Raw genomic sequence first — 21,410 nt, 5'->3', positions numbered from 1 at the left:
TCATGCCTAAAATGAAAACTCATAGAGGTGCAGCAAAGAGATTAAAGAAAACAGGAACAGGAAAGTTAAAGAGAGCTAAAGCTTATAAAAAACATATATTAACTAAAAAATCTGCAAAAACTAAGATGAACTTAAGAAAATCAACTCTAGTAAGTGATGGAGATGCTAAGAGAATAGCACAATTATTACCATACTAGGATAGGATACGGATTATAAATAATAACTATAGAAGAGGGATATAAAAGGAGGTCATAACGATGGCAAGAGTTAAAAAAGCTATGAACGCTCGTAAGAAGCATAAAAAAATATTAAAACTTGCAAAAGGATTCAGAGGAGCTAGAAGCAAATTATATAGACCAGCAAATACATTCGTAATGAAGGCATTAAAAAATGCTTATATAGGAAGAAAGTTAAAGAAAAGAGACTTCAGAAAACTTTGGATACAAAGAATAAATGCAGCAGCTAGAATGAATGGAATATCTTATTCAAGATTAATGAATGGATTAAAATTATCTGGTGTTGAAGTTAACAGAAAAATGTTATCTGAAATGGCTATACAAGATCCAGATGGATTTGCTAAATTAGCAGAAGTTGCTAAAGCAAAATTAGCTTAGTATTAAATCATGAGATATAAAGTCTTTGAATTATGTAAATAATTCAAGGGCTTTTTTTATTTTTTGAGTATTATTTGTTTGTATAAAATTTTTAATAGACTTGATTAAATATTATCAACATGATAATATTATCTTAATGATAATAATGGGGAGGTAGTATAATATGAATGAAAAACTTATGGATTGCTTTATAAATCCAGTTAAGTGCAGGTTGTTACTTGAGATTTATTCAAATAAGCAAACTACAGCAAAGCAATTAGGAGAGAAGTTTAAGGATATATCACAAGCCACACTTTATCGTTATCTTGATAAAATGTTAAAGGATAATATTATAAAGGTAATTGAAGAAAATAAAATAAGAGGAACTGTTGAAAAAGTATATGCTGTTAAGTCAGATATTGATGATGATGCAAAAAAAATGATAAATGAAAACTCAGCAGAAGCATATGTACAGCTGTTTACTCAATATATGATGGTATTTATGAAGGAGTTTTATGATTACGCTAAAAGAGAAGAAAAAGATATTTTAAAAGATGGTTCTGGTTTTTCTGTCTTTCCAGTATATGCTAATCTAGAAGAAATAACTGAAGCAACTAGAAAGATTAGTGATATACTAGAACCTTTAAAAAATAACCCATCAGGAGAAGGACGCAAAAAGCACTCTATAGGATTGATAATTACACCTCCTAAAGAAGAATAATTGAAATTTTTGCTGTTAGGCAAGATATAACTATATTTTAAATAAAAGATAAAGTTGTGCTTTAAATAATAAATAAAGCTATTTATAGTCAAAAAAATAAGTTTTATGGGTATATATTGAAATGTATATCAAGCTGACATATAAAGTGATATTATATATTTAAGGAAAAAATTATAATATCTATAGGCATATATTTAAAGCAAAGGGGTTGAAACATAATGAGATTAATTACACGTTCTGATTTTGATGGATTAGTTTGTGGTGCATTATTAAAAGAAGCAGGTATTATTGATAATTGGAAATTTGCTCATCCTAAAGACTTACAAGATGGGTTAGTTGAGGTAACAGAAGATGATTGTCTTGCCAATGTACCATTTGTAGAAGGGTGTGGTCTTTGGTTTGACCATCATTCTAGTGAATTTGAGAGAAATGAGCTTAAAGGAAGGTATAAAGGAGAAAGTCGCATTGCTCCTTCTTGTGCAAGAATTATTTATGAGTATTATGGTGGAAATGAAAGATTTTCTCATTTTAATGAAATGCTAGAAGCAGTAGACAAAGTTGATTCTGGAAATCTTACTATAGAAGAGGTACAAAATCCAACTGGATGGATTTTAATTGGTTATCTTATGGACCCAAGAACAGGGTTGGGGCGTTGGAGAAACTTTACTATATCTAACTATCAATTGATGGAAAAGTTAATTGATGCATGTAGAACTTTAGATACAGAAGAAATTTTAAATCTGTCAGATGTAAAGGAACGTATAGAAGTTTATTTTGAGCAGACAAATAAATTTAAAGAAATGGTTGCTAAATACACACGTACAGAAGGAGATGTTATTATTTCTGATTTACGTGGAGTAGAGCCAATTTATACAGGTAATCGTTTCATGATTTACAGTATGTATCCAGAACAAAATATTTCTGCCTGGATTGTAAATGGAAAAGGTGGAAAAGGGTGTTCTGTAGCTGTAGGATACAGTATTTTAAATAGAACTTCAAATATTGATGTTGGTAGTCTAATGCTTAAGTATGGCGGTGGAGGTCACAAAGCTGTTGGGACTTGCCAATTTAATGATGAACAAATAGACGAGCTACTTCCAATGTTACTTGATGAACTTGTAAATCCTAAGAAGTAATGGTCTAATTTATAAATTGTATAAATAAAACAGAATTTCATTGTACCTTTTAGCATAAGAAAGTGAAGTGGTACAATGAGGTTCTTATCAGCATGCATGTTGAGGATGTTGATATCTATAACAATCACATCTGAGGATATAAAATTACTCCGTATTTCTATATTTTGAATATCAGATAAAATATAGGTAATACAGTCAAAAATACACAAAGCCTTTTATCAATTTTATTTATAAAGGTGTGGACATGTCACTTTTACAACCATTCTAGTTACTTAACTGTTTAAATAAGATTTTATACTCGATTTTCTTCATATATTTTAATATTGCTACAATCTTATCATATCTATTTGTATTGGATAAAAGTTTATTATGTGAAATATACATTTAAAGTTTTCTAATAGTATATTTAAATATTTTATTAAGTATGTTTAAATATGATGACATAATAAATGAAATGTATATCTTTAAATATGAATATCTTTAAAGATAATAATCTATTAATCCAATGAATGTTGCTCATAGTTCTATAACCTGCTATAGTTTAAAATAAAGCATGATATTAAATTTTATTATAATCTAAAAATTTGCGAGGGGGGCTTTTATGAAAATAAAATTTATTATAATGGCATTGATAGTGTTTTTAGTGGGATTACTTGTGGCATGTCAAAGTACAAAAGATACAAAAGATAAAGTATCAGATACAGAAGTAAAAATATTAGGAACAGGTGATTTACATTCAGTTGTGACAGATTCTCTGGTTTCATATGTAAATGAAGAAAGAGCAAAGAATGAAAATTTACTTATGGTAGATGCAGGAGATTTTTTTGGTGAACAAAGTAGAGAAATGTGGGAATGGTATTCTGGAAAAAAACTAATTAAGATTAAAGGTGGGCTAGCAGAATATGAAGATATAGTTAAGAATGCTCAAGATGAGGTACCTATAGTTAAAGACTTAACACAGTTGAAATATGATGCTGTAGTACTTGGGGATAATGAATTTATTTCAAATGATAAGAAAAATCTTGATAAATTAGTTTCTGATTTTAAAAATAATAATATTCCATTAGTATCAGCAAATGTATATGAACAATCTGGAAAAAACTATGTACAACCGTATGTGATGAAAAATGTTAAGACAGATAAAGGTAATGTAAAAGTTGGAATATTAGGTCTTACTATAAAAGAAGTAGGAAAAATTTCAGGATTTAAAGATATTAAAGACGAGGCTAAATCAAGAGAACTTGGAGAACAATCTGAGTACAAAGGTAAATTATATGCAAATGATTTAGTAGAAGATGCAACGAAATGGATAAAAGTGATGAAGAAAGAAAATCCAGATATAATAGTTGCAGTTGTACATTCAGGGGAAGAACCTAAAAATTCTAATAATACAGGAAATAGAATAAAGGAACTAGCAACTACAGTAGAGGGGATAGATGCAATTATAGCTGGCCATACTCATGAGAAAATAAAGCAACATACATATAAAAATAAATCTGGGCAGGAGGTAATTGTAACACAACCAGGTTCATATGCAGATAGTGTATCAGAGATTAACTTTAAATTAAATAAGAAAAATGGTGAATGGAATATAAAGGAAAAGAATAGTAAATTAAAAATAATTGATAAAGAAATAAATATAGTTGCCACTGCAGATTTGCATTCACATTTTTCTGATGAATTAGCAGCTAGTCTTGTCAATGAACAAAGTAGTCAAATTGCACCTGTTGTAGTAGATGCAGGAGACTTTTTAGATCCTCAGACAGAAAAAATGATTAAATGGTATAACAAGTGGAAAACTATAAGGGCTAATAATACTGATACAGAGATTAGCAGATGCCCGATGGTCAATGATATGAAGCATGGTAGGTATGATGCAGTAGTACTTGGAAATCATGAGTTTGTATCTGAGAAAGATGAGTATTGGGCAGATGAGCGTCTTTTAGATGCTGTTATAGAAGATTTTAATAATGTGGCGATTCCTGTGCTATCAGCAAATATATATAAGAAATCTGGAGAAAACTATGTTAAACCATATATTATAAAAGATGTAGAGACAAATGAAGGTAATGTAAAAGTTGGAATATTGGGTCTTACAATAAAAGAGGTAGGTAAAGGTCTTGAAAATGTAAATTTACAAGAGCAATTTCAATATAAAGATAAATTGTATGCAAATGATTTAGTAGAAGATGCAAAAAAGTGGGTAAAAGTGATGAAAGAAGAAAATCCAGATATAATAGTTGCAGTTGTACATTCAGGAGAAGAACCTAAAAATCCTAAGCATCCAGGAAATAGAGTAAAAGAATTAGCAACTACAGTAGATGGGATTGATGCTATTGTTGCTAGTCATACTCATGAAAAGATAGATGAACATGACTATAAAAATAAGTCTGGAGGTAAAGTTATAGTGACACAACCAGGTGAACATGGTAAATATTATTCTAAAATTACTTTTAAAGTGAAAAAAGAAAAGGGTTCATGGGTTATTAGTGATAAATTTAGTAAAACAATTGAGGTTGAGTAACTTTATAAAGTTTATAAATAATATAAGGTATTTAATATTAGTATGATAGATAAGATGAATATATAAGACTATTTCCATATTCCATATAGTAAAATATTGTGAGTATACTATATTAAACCCACTTGAAGATTTGAGTATATTAGAGTAAGTCTTGTTTTGAAACTAAAAAATATAAAGAACTATATGTAGATTTATTTAAAAAGGAATTTACATATAGTTTTTTTCGTATAATAAACAGTAACAAACTTAGATAGTAAAGATAAGGTATAAGAGTAAATTTTATTATCATCAAAAAAATCAAGGGGGAAGCTTTTATGAAAATAAAATTTATTATAGTTACATCAATAATAGTTCTAATAATATTATTAGTGGGATGTGAAAGCACTAAAGATATAGAAATCAATGTACTTGGGACAAGTGACCTACATTCAATAGTCCCAGAAAACCTAGTTTCTTATGTGAAAGAAGAGAGAAAATACGATGAAAACTTGCTAATGGTTGATGCAGGCGATTTTTTTGACATACAAAGTATTGATATGAATGGATGGTCTACTGGTCAAAAACTAGTACGATTTAATGATGGTATGCCAGAGTTTAAAAAAATAGCTGAGCCACGTGAAGGAGAAGTTCCTATAGCTAAAGAAATGGCAAAATTAAAATATGATGCAGTTACATTTGGAAATCATGAGTTCGTTTCTAATGATAAGCAAGGTCTTGATAGGTTAGTTTCTGATTTTAGAAATAATAACATACCATTGGTGTCTGCAAATATATATGAACAATCTGGAAAAAACTATGTAAAACCATACATAATGAAAGATGTCAAAACAGAAAAAGGGAATGTAAAGGTAGGAATACTAGGACTTACTATAAAAGAAGTAGGAGAACGTTCAAGATTTAAAAGCTTTGAGCAAGATAAAAAAGCTAGAGCACTTGAAGAACAAGCACAATATAAAGGTAAATTATATGCAAATGATTTGGTGGAAGATGCTAAAAAGTGGGTAAAGGTCATGGAAAAAGAAAGTCCAGATATAATCGTTGCCATTGTACATTCAGGTGAAGAGCCTAAAAATCCTAAAAACCCAGGAAATAGAATAAAGGAGCTGGCAACAACTGTAGAGGGAATAGATGCTATTGTAGCTGGTCATACGCATGAAAAGATAGAGCAACATACATTTAAAAATAAATCTGGTGAAGAAGTGATAGTGACACAGCCTGGAGCTCATGGCGATAGTGTATCAAAGATTAACTTTAAGTTGGGTAAGAAGAATGATAAGTGGTTTATAAAAGATAAGCACAGTGAATTAAAGGTATTTGGAAAAGAAGTAAATATAATTACAACATCTGGTTTACATTCAAATTTTTCAGATGAAATGGCAGTTAGTTTATTTAATGAAAGATATAGAGCTGTACAGCCAATCTTTATTGATACTGGAGACTTCTTTGATGCAGATACAAAAGAAATGACTAGATGGTCTAAAGAATGGCAGTATAATACAAAAAAAGGTATTCATAAAAGAATAAACGAATGGCCTATTGTTTATCTAGGTTATGATGCTGTAGTACTTGGTAGTCATGAACTTATATCTGAAAAAAATGATTTTGAAGAAAAAAAGTCTACATTGGATTCTATTATAGAAAATTTTGAGGAAATGAAAATTCCTGTTTTATCAGCTAATATATACGATGAGTCTGGAGAAAATTATGTAAAACCTTATATAATGCATAAAGTTGAAACTAAAGAAGGCGACATAAAGGTTGGAATATTGGGGCTTACTATAGATAAAGATGAAAAAAATATTAATGATTCAAGTTCAGAAAAAAATTCTGAAAAAACAAATAGATTATATACCAATGACTTAGTTAAGGATGCAAATGAGTGGGTAAAGGTTATGCAAAAAGAAAATCCAGATGTAATTGTTACAGTTGTACATTCAGATAGTAATAATATAAATTTAAAAAATCCAAGTAGCGAGATAAAAAAACTTGCTACTACGGTAGATGGAATAGATGCTATTGTAGTTGGGCATACAAAAAATAAGATAAAAGAACGTAGCTATAAGAATAAGTCTGGAAATAAAGTTATAGTGACACAATCTAGTGAAAATGGAGATTATTATTCAAAAATAAGCCTCGAATTAAGAAAAGAAAATGGTACATGGAATATTATCAATAAATATAGTAAGGCAATAAAAATGAAGTAGAGCAATAAAGATTAAGTGAGACAATAAAGATGAATTGATACATAAGTAAACTAATAAAGTAGTAAATCAATAAAAATAAAGTAAATTTATACCATAATTATACAATTAGGTACATTGTAATATTAGATTTATTAGTAAAAATATGTTTATATAAAAATATGTCTCGATATAGTTAAAATACTAAAGAATAGTATATTGAAATAAAAGAGAAGAACCTTTATATTTGAGGTTCTTCTTTCTTATTTTTATTTACAAACAAGTAAAATTATCTATAAAGAATCGAATGTATTTTTCCTTTACATTTTTTTGATATGCAATACCATACTCGATGATAGCTTCTTCAATGATTGGACGAATAATAAAACCATCACTTTCTGTTGGTATGCAATGTTCAGGTAATATTGCTATACCATATCCACAATTTGCAAGAAGTATACTTGCTTGGTCATTTTCACATACAATATTAAAATGGTTTTGAGAATGTAATGCTATTTTTTCCTGCAATATGTTTCCATGTTGAAATGGTATAAACTTAGGATTTAATATAATTAAGCAATTTGTCTTTAAATCATCAAAAGTCAGACTATCTTTTTCAGCAAGGATAGATTGTGAGGACATAATAGCATAATTTTTAGTATTCTTTAATTTCTTAAAAGTGCACTCTTTCATATCTCTAATCATTTCTCTTGTTGAAAGCATAATGTCTAAATGTTTATTATTGAATAAATTTTTAAGCTTAAAATAATCCTCCATAAATATTAAAGGGTACACCTGTGGAAAGGCAATTCGTAAGTCTGACAATATGCCTTGTAATTTATTGAGTTCAGCATGACTAGAACATCCAATACGCAAAAAAGAAGTATTCTGAGAAGTAGCTTTTGCTATCCTTTTCTGTGATACCTCTATTTTGTTGAGTATGTCTTTGGCATCACTGTAAAACATATTTCCCATTTCTGTCAATCGAACCATTTTTGAATTTCGTATAAATAATTTCGCTCCTAATTCTTCTTCTAGATTTTTGATATGGTGAGTAACTGTAGGAGTAGATAAAAAAAGTTCTTCTGCTGCTTTTGTGAAATTTAACTTGTCAGCAACACATACGAAACATTCTAATTGTTGAGTATTCATAAAGCACCTTCTTTCCATATCAAAAAGTATAATTGTAAGATGAGATAATTTCAATATAATATTAGATTTTATCTAATGTTATTAAGGTTTTTGAAATTCTCATTCAACACAGATAATGATAAAATTTTAAATATTAGGCATCTGAGTATATTCATTTCTATACAGAACAAATAAAAGTTAGGTAAGAAAATTATAGATAATTAAAGTTGTCTGATAAAACTTAGAGTAAATCAACATCTTAAAAATTAGTTAGAAAAGGAGATAGAATATGATTAAAAAATTAGCTTGTTCCATTAAAGAGTATAAAAAAGCTTCCATACTAACATCAGTATTTGTTGTATTAGAAGTCTTAATGGAAATTTTGATTCCTATGATTATGGCAGAAATGATTGATGTAGGAATCAGTGGAAACAATACACAGACCCTAGTACAACTTGGTACCATTTTGATTGTTTGTGTATTTTTAGGATTATGTTTTGGAATACTGTCTGGAAGTTTTTGTGCTACTGCATCTGCTGGGTTTGCACAAAATTTAAGGAAGGATATGTATTACAAAATACAAGGCTATTCTTTTGCTAATATTGATAAGTTTTCAACTTCCAGTATTGTAACAAGATTAACCACAGATGTTACAAATGTCCAAAATGCTTATATGATGATTATTCGTGTGGCTGTACGTGCTCCACTTATGCTTGTATTTTCATTGATTGCTGCATTTATGGTTAATGCGAGTTTATCCTTTATATTTTTAATTGCAATCCCAATTCTTGGAGTTGGTTTATATTTAATTGTAAGTCGTTCCCATCCATATTTTGAAAGAGTGTTTAATATTTATGATGACTTAAATGGAGTTGTGCAAGAGAATCTCACAGGTATACGAGTAGTTAAATCTTTTGTAAGAGAAAAATTTGAAGTCAAGAAATTTAAACATGTTTCAGAGAAAATATACAAGACATTTGGAAAGGCTGAAGGAATTGTTGCTTATAATATGCCATTAATGCAGTTTTCTATGTATTGCTGTACACTACTACTTTGTTGGTTTGGTTCAAAAATGATAGTTTCAAGCAATGCAACTACAATGACTACAGGAGAACTTTCCAGCTTAATTACATATGCCATGAATATTCTTAATTGTCTTATGATGTTATCTATGGTTATGGTTATGATTAATATGGCAAAAGCTTCTTGTGAACGAATTATAGAAATAGTAGATGAAGAAAGTTCATTAAAAAACGGTGATACTCCTGTATATCATATGGAAAATGGAGAAATAAGTTTTGATAATGTATGTTTCAGTTATGTAGATGATAAAGAAAAAGAATGTCTAAAAAATATTTCATTTCATATAGAAACTGGTTCAACATTGGGGATTATAGGTGGGACTGGAAGTGGAAAGAGTTCACTAGTTCAATTAATACCACGTCTTTATGATGTGACAGAGGGAAAAATTACAATAGGAGGCGTAAATGTAAAAGACTATGATTTATTTACACTTCGTAATGAAGTAGCAATGGTTCTTCAAAAAAATGAGCTATTTTCTGGAACAATTAAAGAAAATCTACTTTGGGGAAATAAATATGCTAGTGAAGAAGAAATGATACATGCTTGTAAATTGGCACAGGCAAATTCTTTTATTGAAACATTTCCAGATAAATACGACACATATATTGAACAGGGAGGGACAAATGTTTCTGGTGGTCAAAAGCAAAGACTATGTATTGCAAGAGCCTTGCTAAAAAAACCAAAAATTTTAATACTTGATGATTCTACAAGCGCAGTAGATACAAAAACTGATTCAATGATTAGAAAGTCATTCAGTGAAGAAATACCAGACACTACAAAAATTATTATTGCACAGCGTATTTCTTCAGTGGAAGATGCTGATTATATTATAGTTATGGAAGGCGGTAAAATCAATGGGTATGGTACACACGAGGAATTGCTAAAAACAAATGTAATATATAGGGAAATCTATGATTCACAAACGAAGGGAGATGACAAGTAATGGAAACAAAGGTATTTAGCGTATGGAAACGACTGTTATCTTATATTGTAGGGCGACATAAAATTTTGTTTAGTACGGTTGTCGTATGTATTCTTTTTAGCTCTTGTACTATTGTTATAAGTTCTTTGTTTTTGCAAACATTGATTGATGATTATATAACTCCACTTTTGCTTGAAGATAATCCATCTTTTAGTGGCTTATTATATACAATTATTTTAATGGCATGTATTTATATCTTAGGTGTTGTCGCGACATTTCTCTATAATCGAATTATGGTAAAGATTTCTCAAGGAACTTTGAAAGAAATTAGAGATGACATGTTTGTACATATGCAAAAACTTCCTATTCGTTATTTTGATACTCATACACATGGAGATATTATGAGTCATTATACCAATGATACAGACACATTGCGTCAGTTTATTTCACAGGCATTACCACAATTTATTTCGGCTATTATTACAGTAGTTGTTATATTGATTTCTATGCTTATAAGTAATGTACCTTTGACGCTTTTAGTTTTAGTAGTTACAGTCATCATGAGCATAGTTACTAAACAAATTGGTGGTGCAAGTGCAAAGTATTTCATAAAGCAACAAGAGACATTAGGAAATATTACAGGATATATTGAAGAAATGATAAATGGTCAAAAAGTCATTAAGGTATTCTGCCATGAAGAAGATGCAAAACAACAATTTGATAAAAAGAATAAAGATTTATGTTTAGATTCTACACAAGCAAATAAATATGGTAATATACTTATGCCAACTATTATGCAACTTGGCAATCTGCAATACGTGTTAATTGCTCTTTTTGGAGGACTTATGGCATTGCATAGTGTAGGCTCTATTACAGTTGGAATGATTGTAGCTTTCTTGAGTTTGTCGAAAACATTTTGTATGCCTGTCTCACAGATTGCACAGCAAATTAGTATGATGGCTATGGCATTGGCAGGAGCAGAGCGTATATTTGAATTGATTGACGAAGAGCCTGAGCAAGATAATGGATATGTTACATTAGTACATGCTAGATTCAATAATGGGGAAGTAATCGAAACAACTGATAATACAGAAATATGGGCATGGAAACATCCTCATCATGATGGTACAATAACATATACTCCTTTAAAAGGTGATATTCAGTTCTTTGATGTAGATTTTGGATATACAGAAAAGAAATTAGTATTACACAACATAGTTTTGGAAGCAACAGCAGGAGAAAAAATAGCATTTGTCGGTGCAACTGGAGCTGGAAAAACTACCATAACAAACTTGATTAACCGTTTTTATGATTTAGCAGATGGAAAAATTAGATATGATGGTATCAATATCAACAAAATTAAAAAGACAGATTTACGCCATTCCTTGGGAATTGTCTTGCAAGATGTCAACTTATTTACAGGAACAATTATGGATAATATCCGATATGGTAAAATGGATTCTACAGATAATGAATGTATTGAGGCTGCTAAATTGTCAAATGCACATGACTTTATTACTAGATTGCCAAATGGATATCAGACTATATTGACACAAAATGGTTCCAGTCTTTCACAAGGTCAACGACAATTAATCTCGATTGCCCGTGCAGCAGTTGCAAATCCACCAGTAATGATTCTTGATGAAGCTACATCTTCTATTGATACACGTACAGAGACACTGGTACAGAAAGGTATGGATAATCTTATGAAGGGTAGAACTGTTTTTGTAATAGCACATAGATTGTCTACTGTTAGAAACTCAGATGCAATTATAGTTCTTGAACAGGGACGTATAATAGAGAGAGGTACTCATAATCAGTTAATAAATAAAAAAGGAGTTTATTATAGTCTTTATACAGGGGCATTTGAGTTGGAATAGAAATTATAGGTTATAAATTTTTATATAATATATAAATAAAGCAAGGCACTTTAACATAATATGAGTGCTTTGCTTTGTTATTTTATACATGTAATTGTCTGTTATTTTTTATAAGTTTTATTTTTAATATTTTTCTACATACTTTTATTATCATATATACTTATTAGATAAATTTAATTCCATATATTGGATATGTAAGCTATTATTTAAACATACTTATTATATGATATAATATTATAATATAATTAAATTAAAATATCTTAATAAAGAAGGAGATAAATATTTGTCATCTATACAACAGTCTATTAAAAAATACATGGAGACGTATTTAAATAAAAAATTAAACTTACAAGAAAGGCTTTTTTATCTTTTTTGTTTTGCTGGAGTTATTTGTTCATTTTTAGCTTTTGTTGCAGCTCTTTTTAGTAGCCTTCCTAGTATATCTATATGGGGAAGTTTTTCTTGCTTTTGTATCATGTCAATATTGGCAATCTATTCTCTTAAAACACAAGATATTGATAGAGGGTGTCTAGTAATTAATATAGGGCTTAATATATTCTTATTTCCAGTACTCTTTTTTATAAGTGGTGGAGTGGATAGTGGTATGATGCTTTATTTCTTGTTGGGAATATGTGTTATATCATTGACTCTTGATGGTCTTAAGAGAATAGTTATGATATCTGTATCTATATTTGTGTATTGTATATCTATATTTTTGGCATTTAATTACCCAAACTTAATTGTATCTATAGGCGAATCTCGTGCATCAGATACGATAAGTAGTTTTATTATAGTTTCATTGTTTTTATGTATAGTAATGATTGTAGTATTACAAGAGTATTCTCATGAGCGTGATAAAGTATATAAATTGAACCAAAGACTTGAAAGGCAGGCAATTATAGATGATTTGACAAATTTGTATAATAGAAGATATTTAATACAATATATGTCCAATATATTAAAAAAGCCACTGCAAGAAAGAGTTATGTCCATTGTATTGTTTGATATAGATGATTTTAAAAAAATAAATGATAAATATGGTCATCTATGTGGAAATAATGTATTAATTCGATTTAGTGAGATTTTAATTGAAGAGGTTGGAAATGATGGGATTGTTTCAAGATACGGAGGAGAAGAGTTTATAGTTGTAATGCCTAGCTTTACTAAATCTAAAGCAATTGAGGTAGCAGAGCGTATTCGCATACATGTTTCTAGTGATAAAAAATTATTTGATTTAGTAAACAAAATTACAGTCAGTGGTGGTGTAGAGGAGTACGTTGAAAATATGACTATTGAGAAGCTAGTAAAGGGAGCGGATACAAAGCTTTACATAGCTAAAAATAATGGAAAAAATAAGATTGTAAGTTAGAGAAAATTCGGTTTAATAGTGTCATCATGGTAGATGTATTTGACATAATGACACTATTGTTTTAGTTAATAATACTAAGCACTATTTGTATGTTTCCATTTCCTAATATTTCATTAAGTTTACTGGTATCTTCAATGTATCCCAGCTTAGTGTAGTTATATGAGGTTTGAAAATCTTTATAAAATAGTACCAAACAATCAGAGCCGTATAGCATAAAATCACCAGTCTTAATATTTTTTACAGATTCTGAACTTGATGGCAAATCTTTTGTAAAGTAATTATATTTTTCGTTTTTATTTAAATCTTTCATATCTAGTGTAAGTGGCATTTTTTCTAGTAGTGTTTGTACAGAGGCATTATTATAAAGTTTCAATACAAAGTCTTTATCTCCAATTTTAAGATTGGCAATTATCATGTTATTTTTAGTTGATGTTATCACTTCTTTTTCTTTATAAGAAATAGGAGTTGCAGTTAAAGTATTATTTTTAGATTCTTGATTAATTGTTTGTTGTGAGGCTGGAATATTTGTACAACCTAATAATGCAAAGCTATAAAGTGCAGTTAACATAAGGCTTATAATCTTTTTCATAGGCTTATACTGCCTTTCCCATTTGATATGCTTTACTTAATATATCTTTTGCCCATTTTAAAAACATATCTGCTAATATTTCAGAATTTCCATCTCTGCGAAAACTTGTAGATATAATTAAGACTTTTTTGTTCATTTATTTATTCCTCCTCAATTTTTTTTATAAACTTTGCCGGTACACCTCCCACCAACGTATTAGGTGCCACATCTTTTGTTACAACAGCTCCAGCTGCTATGATTGCTCCATCTCCCACTTCTACACCAGGAGTTATTGTGACATTAGCACCGACCCAGACACTTTTCCCTATTTTAATAGGTTTTGGGTGCATAGTACTTCGTTTGCTTGGTGCAAAATCATGATTTAAAGTTGCCAATACTGCATTATGACCAATTAACGAATTGTCTCCAATAGTAATACCACCTTGGTCTTGAAATCGACATCCTGAATTTATAAAAACATTTCTACCTATTGTTATATTTTTTCCACAGTCAGTATAAAATGGAGGGAACATGTTGAATGTTTCATCTACATGTTTTCCTATTAACTCTGAAAACAATGTTCTAATTTCTTCTGGCTCATGATAATGATTGTTTAATTTAGAGGTAATTTTCATGGCTTCATTGCTGAGTTCACTCATAAATTTATGTAACTCTGAGCCTCCAACAACAGTAAGTCCTTGATTAACGTGTTCTAAAAATGTATTTAAGTTCAAGTTCATTTCACACATCCTTTCTGATTAACTGTAAGATTTTTTCAATACTTCTACACAATCCTCATGTGTCATTTCACAAGGATTTGCTGTAAATAAACCACCCATTGTTTCTCGTGCACTTTTTGCTATTAGATTAAAATCTCCTGGTGTAATTCCATAATCGGACATTTTTAAATCTGCAACGCCACAAGCTTCTTGTAATTTGCTAAGAGCTGTAATAAAATCTTCTGCTTTGTTAGCATCCTTCATTCCCAATGCCTGTGCCATGCGTACAAAGCGTTCATCACAAGCATGTTTCTCTATAAAAAATCCAAAGAAAGCTTTAGAAATCATAATCAAACCTGCACCATGAGGAAGTCTTGGGTAATAACCAGACATAGCCTGTTCTAAAGAATGCTGTGCTGTAGTGACACTGATTGTCATGACAATTCCTGCAATCGTATTTGCAAAAGCCATGTGTTCTCTTGCTTTCATATCACTACCATTTTTTACTGCATGTGCAAGATAGTTGCCTACATTTTCGATAGCAGTTAAAGCATACATATCGCTCATAACACTGGAAAAAGAAGATATATAGCTTTCCACAGCATGGAATAAGGTATCAAATCCTTGATAAGCAGTAAATTCAGGTGGTACAGATTTCATCAATTCTGGGTCAATTATAGACAAAACAGGGAATAAAGAGTCATAACCACCAACACCAATTTTCTCATGGGTTTCTTCATTTGTAACAACTCCCCATTGGTCAGCTTCACTACCTGTTCCAGCAGTGGTTGTAATACAAACAACTGGTAGTGGTTCATTTTGTAATGGTTGTGCTTTTCCAGTACCTCCATTTACATAATCCCATAAGTCACCATCATTTGTTACCATCATTGCAATTGCTTTTGAAGCGTCCATGACACTTCCACCACCTAAGGCAATAATAAAATCACATTCTGTTTCACGAGCACAGGAAGCCCCGTTCATGACAGAATTTTTATTAGGATTTGCGTCTATTTCACTGAATAACACAAACTCTACTCCTGACATTTTTAACTGCTTTTCTGTTCGGGCAAGTGCACCATTTTCTTTAGTTGATTTTCCACTTGAAACAACAAGCAAGGCTTTCTTTCCAGGTAGTTTTTGTTGATGTAATTCATCTAAACGTCCATTTCCAAAGATAAAACGAGTTGGTATATACATATTAAAATTCATATTTTTTCCTCCTTTTTATGTCCTCTTTATGTTATTGTTCTTATTAAAATTTATATCATAGTTTCTATACGTTTATTATATTAACGAAATAATATAATAGCAAATACTTATAAAGAATACCTTCCCATAGTTGACAGGAATAGTAGAGGAAACTACACTATAAATAGGAGGGATATACAAATGGAACTTAGAGTATTGAGATATTTTTTGGCAGTTGCAAAAGAGGAAAGTATTACAAGTGCAGCTCAATCACTTAATGTGACACAACCTACACTTTCAAAACAACTTATGGAACTTGAGGATGAACTTGGGAAAAAGTTGTTTTTGCGTGGCAACAGAAAAATCACACTTACAGAGGATGGCTTATTTTTACGTAAACGTGCACAGGAAATAATTGATTTAGCAGATAAAACTATTTCAGATTTTAACAATGATTATGATGACATACGAGGAAATGTTTATATTGGTGGGGGAGAAACAGATGCTATGCGTTTTATTGCCAAAACTGTGAAAGAATTGCAGAAAGAATACCCTAATATACGCTATCATCTATTTAGTGGAAATGCTGATGATGTAACGGAAAGACTAGATAAAGGACTTTTAGACTTTGGAATTTTAATTGAACCTGCCAACATGGAAAAGTATGATTATATCAAACTTCCTGTTAATGATGTATGGGGGTTACTTATGAAAAAAGATTGTGAACTTGCTCAAAAGAAAATGATATGTGCAGAAGATTTGAAGGGAATTCCTATATTAACTTCACGTCAAACATTGGTTCAAAATGTAATTTCTGGTTGGTCTGGGCAAGATTTTCAAACATTTAATATAGTGGCAACCTATAATCTTGTCTACAATGCTTCTCTTATGGTAGATGAAGGGGTTGGATATGCTCTTTGCTTGGATAAGCTAATCAATACAACAGGTAATAGCAATCTTTGTTTTAGACCTTTAGAACCGAGATTAGAAGCACACTTAAATATTGTCTGGAAAAAGTATCAGGTTTTTTCTAAGGCAACTAAAAAGTTTTTAAATAAATTGCAAAGCGAAATTAATAATTTTGTATCAGAATAGAAAGATAGCTATTTAATTTATAATATTGTTTATATGAAGGTGGTGAGATTTATGAAAAGAGATTTATATGTAATGAGAGATAAAATAAAGCTTTTTTATGCTGAAGATTCTGATAGAAAACTAATATATGATATGGTATTTGAGGAAGATGAGATATGGAAGTCAATGTTTGATAATAAAGAGGATTTTGACTGGTCTGACATTCATGATGAAGAATCTTACTTTTTTAGTAGTACTCCTGGTCTTAATAAATACTTGCTTATAGAATATGATAATCAAATTGTGGGGACCATTTCTTATGCATACAATGATGGGAAGATACCTAATATGGAGCTAGATATGTGGTTGCGTTCAATGAAATGTACTGGTAAGGGGATTGGTTCAAAAGCTATGAAGTTGTTAATTGACAGCTTGACTAGAGACTATGAGATAGGCACATTTATTATTCGACCATGGATTAAAAATCCTCGTGCTATAAAGGCCTATGAAAAATGTGGTTTTGTAGTAAGTGATTGTTTTAATCCTAAAGATTATTATGGGAAATACTTCGATAAATGGGGTCAAGGTGATTATCCAGAAGGTGAGAATGTGAATATGGTACTTTCAATAGAGTAGTTAACAATGCTATGAAAAAATATACTTTTGCTATTAGTAGTTCGATGTTTGGAAAATAAGAGATTAGAATAAAAATAAATATTATTCCCTAGGTTGTAAGTTTAACAAAGGATATTTATACTCAGTGAAGAAATAAAATGTGAGGTCTAACAAGTTCCTATTAGTTAGGAAGCTTGTCAGACATTCTAGCAAAATTTGAAAAAACGAAAGAATCTAAAGCCGATTGTAATTGATGGTTATAGCAATTTCTTATTCATTAATTGAGATGCTTATTCAAAGGTAGTACTAAAGTATGAATCTATGTTTAAAAGACTTATAAAGAAGTACAACAAGAGCTAGAATACAAATATTACATAAATAAAACATCATTGAAACTTATTTTTTTCTAACTGGAAAGCATACTTCTGTTACCCAATTATCAGAATTACTGTCTTGACCAGGTCCTATATGATAAATATTAAACATAGGGCCATCTACATCATAGTTATTGTCAGATATCCAATTACCAATAGCCTCACAAGCATCTGTAAGTTGATTGAAGTTTCCTTTTACAATAGCAGTTGCAGCAGTTACACTTGGAACAGTTCTAAACTTAACATTTTCAGTATCTTTATAATTTCCAGATACAGCAAGTTGTATCTCAACATCAACATAATTTTCTTTATACTCAACATCATAAAAGACTGCTTTAGAATAGTTAGGAACATCAACTTGTACATTATGCCCTTTTGTTTCTGAGCATAATTGATGCCATAGCATTCCTTCATCTTGATAAGTAGGTATAGTTCTTCTTAAAGTCATCATATATTTTGGAGCAAAGTCTTTTATAGTTACATCATAATTTTTCATAATATCAATCCTTTCAATTCTCTCAATAGTAGTTTCTATTTTTAATAGTTTTTTTTGCGTGTCTTCTAGATGTTCTCTTACTTGAGAATGGTGGATATTTAAATACCTTATCAAGCTTTCTCTATCATTGTATTCCGTCAAAATTTCTTTGATAGAAGATAAGCTAAATCCCATATCTTTTAAGGCATGGATTCTATTTGTAGTGGAAAGTTGATTTGCACTGTAGTATCTATAACCATTAATTTTATTTATATGAGTTGGTATTAAAAGTCCAATTTCATCATAGTGACGTAGCATGCGAATACTAATTTTACTAAGTTTTGAAAAATCGCCTATCTTAAACATATTTATATCTCCTTTATAAAGGTATTATTTTTGAGCTCAATATCAATATAAACCATATCATAGTGGTAGAGTCAACTAAAAATTATATATTGACATATAATAAAAAACATTATACTGAACATGTTTAGAACGAAAAATGTTCAGTATAATGTTTTGGAGGTAGGTTATGATAAGGTACTACCTTTTATATTGAATCAATGTATAATCAATGGAAATATGCAGGCACAACTTGCTATCATTCCTATACTTCGTAATATATTTGGGGACGAAAAAGACGAAATGAGTTTAAGAACTATTGCCTTACAAATTATTTTACCTATACAAATGGCGGCTTTATCACCAGAATCATTTCAATTATATAGTGGTACAAATATAAAAGTTAAACATCAGAGAGAGAATTTTATTGATATTTTAATAGAAAATATTATCAAAGGGGATGATGTAAAATGAAACTTATAACTATTGGTGCAAGTATTATTACTGCTTTATTTTTTATTTCAACTATGATTTGTGGTTTTTGGATTAGAAATAACAAGGTAACAGATACAAGTTCTATTAAATTTCACATGAATAGTGCTATTTTTACAGGTGTGTTTTTATTGATTACTATAATTCTTTTAATTATGTACATAAAAAAATATTAATCTAATTGGGCAAATATACAAAACGTCAGAAGAAATAAAAGCAAAGGCTTATAAAATTTCTGACGTTTTTATTATTAAATGTTAAGAAGCATTTTCTAATTCAAGAGGGTTCTCTATACCAAAATAATCGTATAGAGCTGAGCTTATTTCCTCCAAGTTTCCGCTTTCAAAAGGAGATTGTAGATTAACTTTTTCTACTACATCTTTAAATCCTGCATCTGTATTTTGATTTAAAAAATCCATGTATACATCAACAGCTTTTCTATAGTCATCTTGTGATAACTCCCATATTTGAAGAGATACATCAGATGCAAGGCCATAACTTAAATAGTAAAAAGGAACTTGGAAGTTATGAGATACAAGTATCCAAAATGGAGCATTTTTGTTTTTAAGTATCTTATTAGATACTCCATATTCTTCTTCCAAGTCAAAAAATAGTTTATTGATATCATTTAAGCTCATATATGGGTTTTTATATATAATTTCTTGAAACTCATCGTAAAGACAAGCATCAATAATAGTATTTAAAACAATCGATAAGTGTTCCTTTTTTATGGCTTCAGATTGTTTCCCAAAGAATTCATCAAAATACTTGTAAAATAAAATTTCTAAAGATGTAGAATGAACTTCGCATATATCAATACTTGGCTGTATCGTATTATTTAAGTTAATACTGTTGTAGTAATTATAAAAATGACCAAACTCATGGGCAAAGCTAGTAACACCTAAAAAAGAATTGTCCCATGTATTAAATAAAAAGGGTGCTTTGTACTTGTTTATATAAGTAGTATAACCTCCAGGTGATTTGTTCTTTCCAGAAGAATAATCGTATAAGTCATATTTTTTCATGTAATTAAAACATTCTTTTAATTTTGGAGATATATCTTCAAGTACTTTATCAAATTTTCTAAATGAACGATTCTTATATGCCTTAATATAAATAGAAGAGTCAGAAGGTTGTGATGTAACTTTCATATATAATGGAACTATGTACTCTTTTACCTCACTTCTAAATTTTCTTGCATCCTCTTGGGAGTAATCTTTATTTAAATTTAAATAAGCATAATCGGTATAATTCTTAAAGCCTAGTTTAGTTGCTATCTCAGTTCTCGTCTGTACAAGCTCTAAAAAAATATTACCAAATATAGGGTTGTATTTTTTTAAGTAATCTGAATAAATTTTTACATATTCTTCATAACTAAGATTGGGTTTTGACATAGCTTCTTCAAAATCTATTTCCATTCCATCTACTGATACAGTAGACTTAGATAATAAGTCTTCATATCTAACAACTAAGTCTTGCTCTTTTTTAAGTAGGTTTTCGACTTCTTCTGAATTAAGCTTTCCAATGTTTTTTAAATAATTAAATCCATCTTTTCCAATTTCTTTTTTTAGTTTTTTAGAAAACTTAGAATTTACAAATGTATCCTGAAAATCTTTGTATGCCATGTCAACATCCACAGATTTACTCATAAGGTACTTGTATTCCTTAGAGTAAAATTCATCTGATGAATCTATATTGTTTCTAAGTTTTGCTATAGTAAGTGTACTATAGAAGTCTTGGTAAATCTTATCGACATTATTAAATACGTTCAATTGCTCTTTGGCATTTTTACATGTTAAAAGTTTGCCGTTGTATGTGTTAATATTTTCGCATACTGACTTTATATCAGGACGCTTATATTCCATTTTTTCAAAAGGAATAGTTCCTCTAACTGAATCTTTTTTTGAATCATTAGTATAATTTTTTATGTATAATGCAAATATAATAAAAATTACAATTAAAATTAGAGAAATAAATAATCTTTTCTTGGATTTAATCATAGAAATCCTCCAATCATGGAT

20 protein-coding genes are annotated in these 21,410 nt (G+C 29.7%); 13 read left to right on the top strand and 7 right to left on the bottom strand.

Annotated elements, in window-relative coordinates; genetic code table 11:
* The first annotated feature begins 2 nt into the window (after nt 1-2).
* The 6 genes from rpmI (at nt 3) to KGF52_RS08120 (ending at nt 7,178) form a co-directional block, all read left to right on the top strand.
* The gene (rpmI, locus tag KGF52_RS08145; RefSeq protein ID WP_003418222.1) at nt 3-197 is read left to right on the top strand and encodes a 50S ribosomal protein L35; all 195 of its coding nucleotides are present in this window, start codon (nt 3-5) and stop codon (nt 195-197) included.
* A gap of 60 nt (nt 198-257) precedes the next feature.
* Entirely contained in the window at nt 258-614 is a 357-nt protein-coding gene (gene rplT / locus KGF52_RS08140) for a 50S ribosomal protein L20 (protein WP_227828695.1), read from the top strand.
* Between the two features lie 163 nt (nt 615-777).
* Nucleotides 778-1,314: a hypothetical protein gene (locus tag KGF52_RS08135; protein ID WP_227839756.1), complete on the top strand. Its 537-nt coding sequence runs from the start codon at nt 778-780 to the stop codon at nt 1,312-1,314.
* Between the two features lie 218 nt (nt 1,315-1,532).
* Nucleotides 1,533-2,450, top strand: coding sequence for an exopolyphosphatase (locus tag KGF52_RS08130; protein WP_227839755.1), 918 nt, complete (start codon nt 1,533-1,535; stop codon nt 2,448-2,450).
* Nucleotides 2,451-3,051: 601 nt separating this feature from the next.
* Nucleotides 3,052-4,974 carry a metallophosphoesterase gene (locus KGF52_RS08125; RefSeq protein WP_227839754.1) on the top strand — a complete coding sequence of 641 codons (1,923 nt, stop codon included), beginning with the start codon at nt 3,052-3,054 and terminating at the stop codon, nt 4,972-4,974.
* Nucleotides 4,975-5,288: 314 nt separating this feature from the next.
* A complete protein-coding gene (locus KGF52_RS08120) occupies nt 5,289-7,178 on the top strand; it encodes a metallophosphoesterase (protein ID WP_227839753.1) in 1,890 nt (629 codons plus the stop codon).
* A 249-nt stretch (nt 7,179-7,427) separates the two neighbouring features.
* On the opposite strand, the gene KGF52_RS08115 is transcribed toward KGF52_RS08120, so the two are convergent.
* Nucleotides 7,428-8,306: a LysR family transcriptional regulator gene (locus tag KGF52_RS08115; RefSeq protein WP_227828691.1), complete on the bottom strand. Its 879-nt coding sequence runs from the start codon at nt 8,304-8,306 to the stop codon at nt 7,428-7,430.
* Nucleotides 8,307-8,574: 268 nt separating this feature from the next.
* Between KGF52_RS08115 and KGF52_RS08110 the strand changes: the two genes are divergently transcribed.
* The 3 genes from KGF52_RS08110 (at nt 8,575) to KGF52_RS08100 (ending at nt 13,539) form a co-directional block, all read left to right on the top strand.
* Nucleotides 8,575-10,311: an ABC transporter ATP-binding protein gene (locus KGF52_RS08110; RefSeq protein WP_227839752.1), complete on the top strand. Its 1,737-nt coding sequence runs from the start codon at nt 8,575-8,577 to the stop codon at nt 10,309-10,311.
* Entirely contained in the window at nt 10,311-12,170 is a 1,860-nt protein-coding gene (locus KGF52_RS08105) for an ABC transporter ATP-binding protein (protein ID WP_227839751.1), read from the top strand. Before KGF52_RS08110 ends, KGF52_RS08105 begins: the two co-directional genes overlap by 1 nt.
* Before the next feature lie 283 nt (nt 12,171-12,453).
* The gene (locus KGF52_RS08100; RefSeq protein WP_227839750.1) at nt 12,454-13,539 is read left to right on the top strand and encodes a diguanylate cyclase; all 1,086 of its coding nucleotides are present in this window, start codon (nt 12,454-12,456) and stop codon (nt 13,537-13,539) included.
* A 61-nt stretch (nt 13,540-13,600) separates the two neighbouring features.
* Here the strand turns inward: KGF52_RS08100 and KGF52_RS08095 are convergent, their stop codons facing one another.
* From KGF52_RS08095 to KGF52_RS08085, 4 genes are read right to left on the bottom strand one after another with little or no spacing between them, the layout of a single operon-like run.
* Nucleotides 13,601-14,128: a cyclophilin-like fold protein gene (locus KGF52_RS08095; RefSeq protein WP_227839749.1), complete on the bottom strand. Its 528-nt coding sequence runs from the start codon at nt 14,126-14,128 to the stop codon at nt 13,601-13,603.
* A gap of 4 nt (nt 14,129-14,132) precedes the next feature.
* The gene (locus KGF52_RS21430) at nt 14,133-14,264 is read right to left on the bottom strand and encodes a hypothetical protein (RefSeq protein ID WP_255642483.1); all 132 of its coding nucleotides are present in this window, start codon (nt 14,262-14,264) and stop codon (nt 14,133-14,135) included.
* Nucleotides 14,265-14,268: 4 nt separating this feature from the next.
* Nucleotides 14,269-14,841 carry a DapH/DapD/GlmU-related protein gene (locus KGF52_RS08090; RefSeq protein ID WP_227839775.1) on the bottom strand — a complete coding sequence of 191 codons (573 nt, stop codon included), beginning with the start codon at nt 14,839-14,841 and terminating at the stop codon, nt 14,269-14,271.
* Nucleotides 14,842-14,865: 24 nt separating this feature from the next.
* Nucleotides 14,866-16,038: an iron-containing alcohol dehydrogenase gene (locus tag KGF52_RS08085; RefSeq protein ID WP_227839748.1), complete on the bottom strand. Its 1,173-nt coding sequence runs from the start codon at nt 16,036-16,038 to the stop codon at nt 14,866-14,868.
* Nucleotides 16,039-16,218: 180 nt separating this feature from the next.
* On the opposite strand from KGF52_RS08085, the gene KGF52_RS08080 reads away from it, so the two are divergent.
* Together KGF52_RS08080 and KGF52_RS08075 are read left to right on the top strand one after the other, a co-directional pair.
* Nucleotides 16,219-17,112: a LysR family transcriptional regulator gene (locus tag KGF52_RS08080; RefSeq protein WP_227839747.1), complete on the top strand. Its 894-nt coding sequence runs from the start codon at nt 16,219-16,221 to the stop codon at nt 17,110-17,112.
* A gap of 51 nt (nt 17,113-17,163) precedes the next feature.
* Nucleotides 17,164-17,727 (top strand): GNAT family N-acetyltransferase, encoded by a 564-nt coding sequence (locus KGF52_RS08075; RefSeq protein WP_227839746.1) that lies wholly within the window; start codon nt 17,164-17,166, stop codon nt 17,725-17,727.
* 375 nt (nt 17,728-18,102) lie between these two features.
* Here KGF52_RS08075 and KGF52_RS08070 read toward each other — a convergent pair whose 3' ends face one another.
* Complete coding sequence (locus tag KGF52_RS08070) at nt 18,103-18,921, bottom strand: MerR family transcriptional regulator (RefSeq protein ID WP_227839745.1); 819 nt, start codon at nt 18,919-18,921, stop codon at nt 18,103-18,105.
* A 120-nt stretch (nt 18,922-19,041) separates the two neighbouring features.
* Here KGF52_RS08070 and KGF52_RS08065 point away from each other — a divergent pair, with 120 nt between their 5' ends.
* Both KGF52_RS08065 and KGF52_RS08060 read left to right on the top strand, forming a co-directional pair.
* Complete coding sequence (locus tag KGF52_RS08065; protein ID WP_227839744.1) at nt 19,042-19,371, top strand: hypothetical protein; 330 nt, start codon at nt 19,042-19,044, stop codon at nt 19,369-19,371.
* On the top strand, nt 19,368-19,565 hold the full coding sequence (locus KGF52_RS08060; protein WP_227829444.1) for a hypothetical protein: 198 nt from the start codon (nt 19,368-19,370) through the stop codon (nt 19,563-19,565). Before KGF52_RS08065 ends, KGF52_RS08060 begins: the two co-directional genes overlap by 4 nt.
* A gap of 81 nt (nt 19,566-19,646) precedes the next feature.
* Here KGF52_RS08060 and KGF52_RS08055 read toward each other — a convergent pair whose 3' ends face one another.
* Nucleotides 19,647-21,389, bottom strand: a complete 1,743-nt coding sequence (locus KGF52_RS08055) for a peptidase M3 (RefSeq protein ID WP_227839743.1) — start codon at nt 21,387-21,389, stop codon at nt 19,647-19,649.
* Nucleotides 21,390-21,410 lie beyond the last annotated feature (21 nt).

This window comes from Clostridioides sp. ZZV15-6597, assembly GCF_020657815.1.
Taxonomy (GTDB): Bacteria; Bacillota; Clostridia; order Peptostreptococcales; family Peptostreptococcaceae; genus Clostridioides.
Note: the sequence above shows the minus strand (reverse complement) of the source record. Positions and strands in the feature narration are given on the sequence as shown.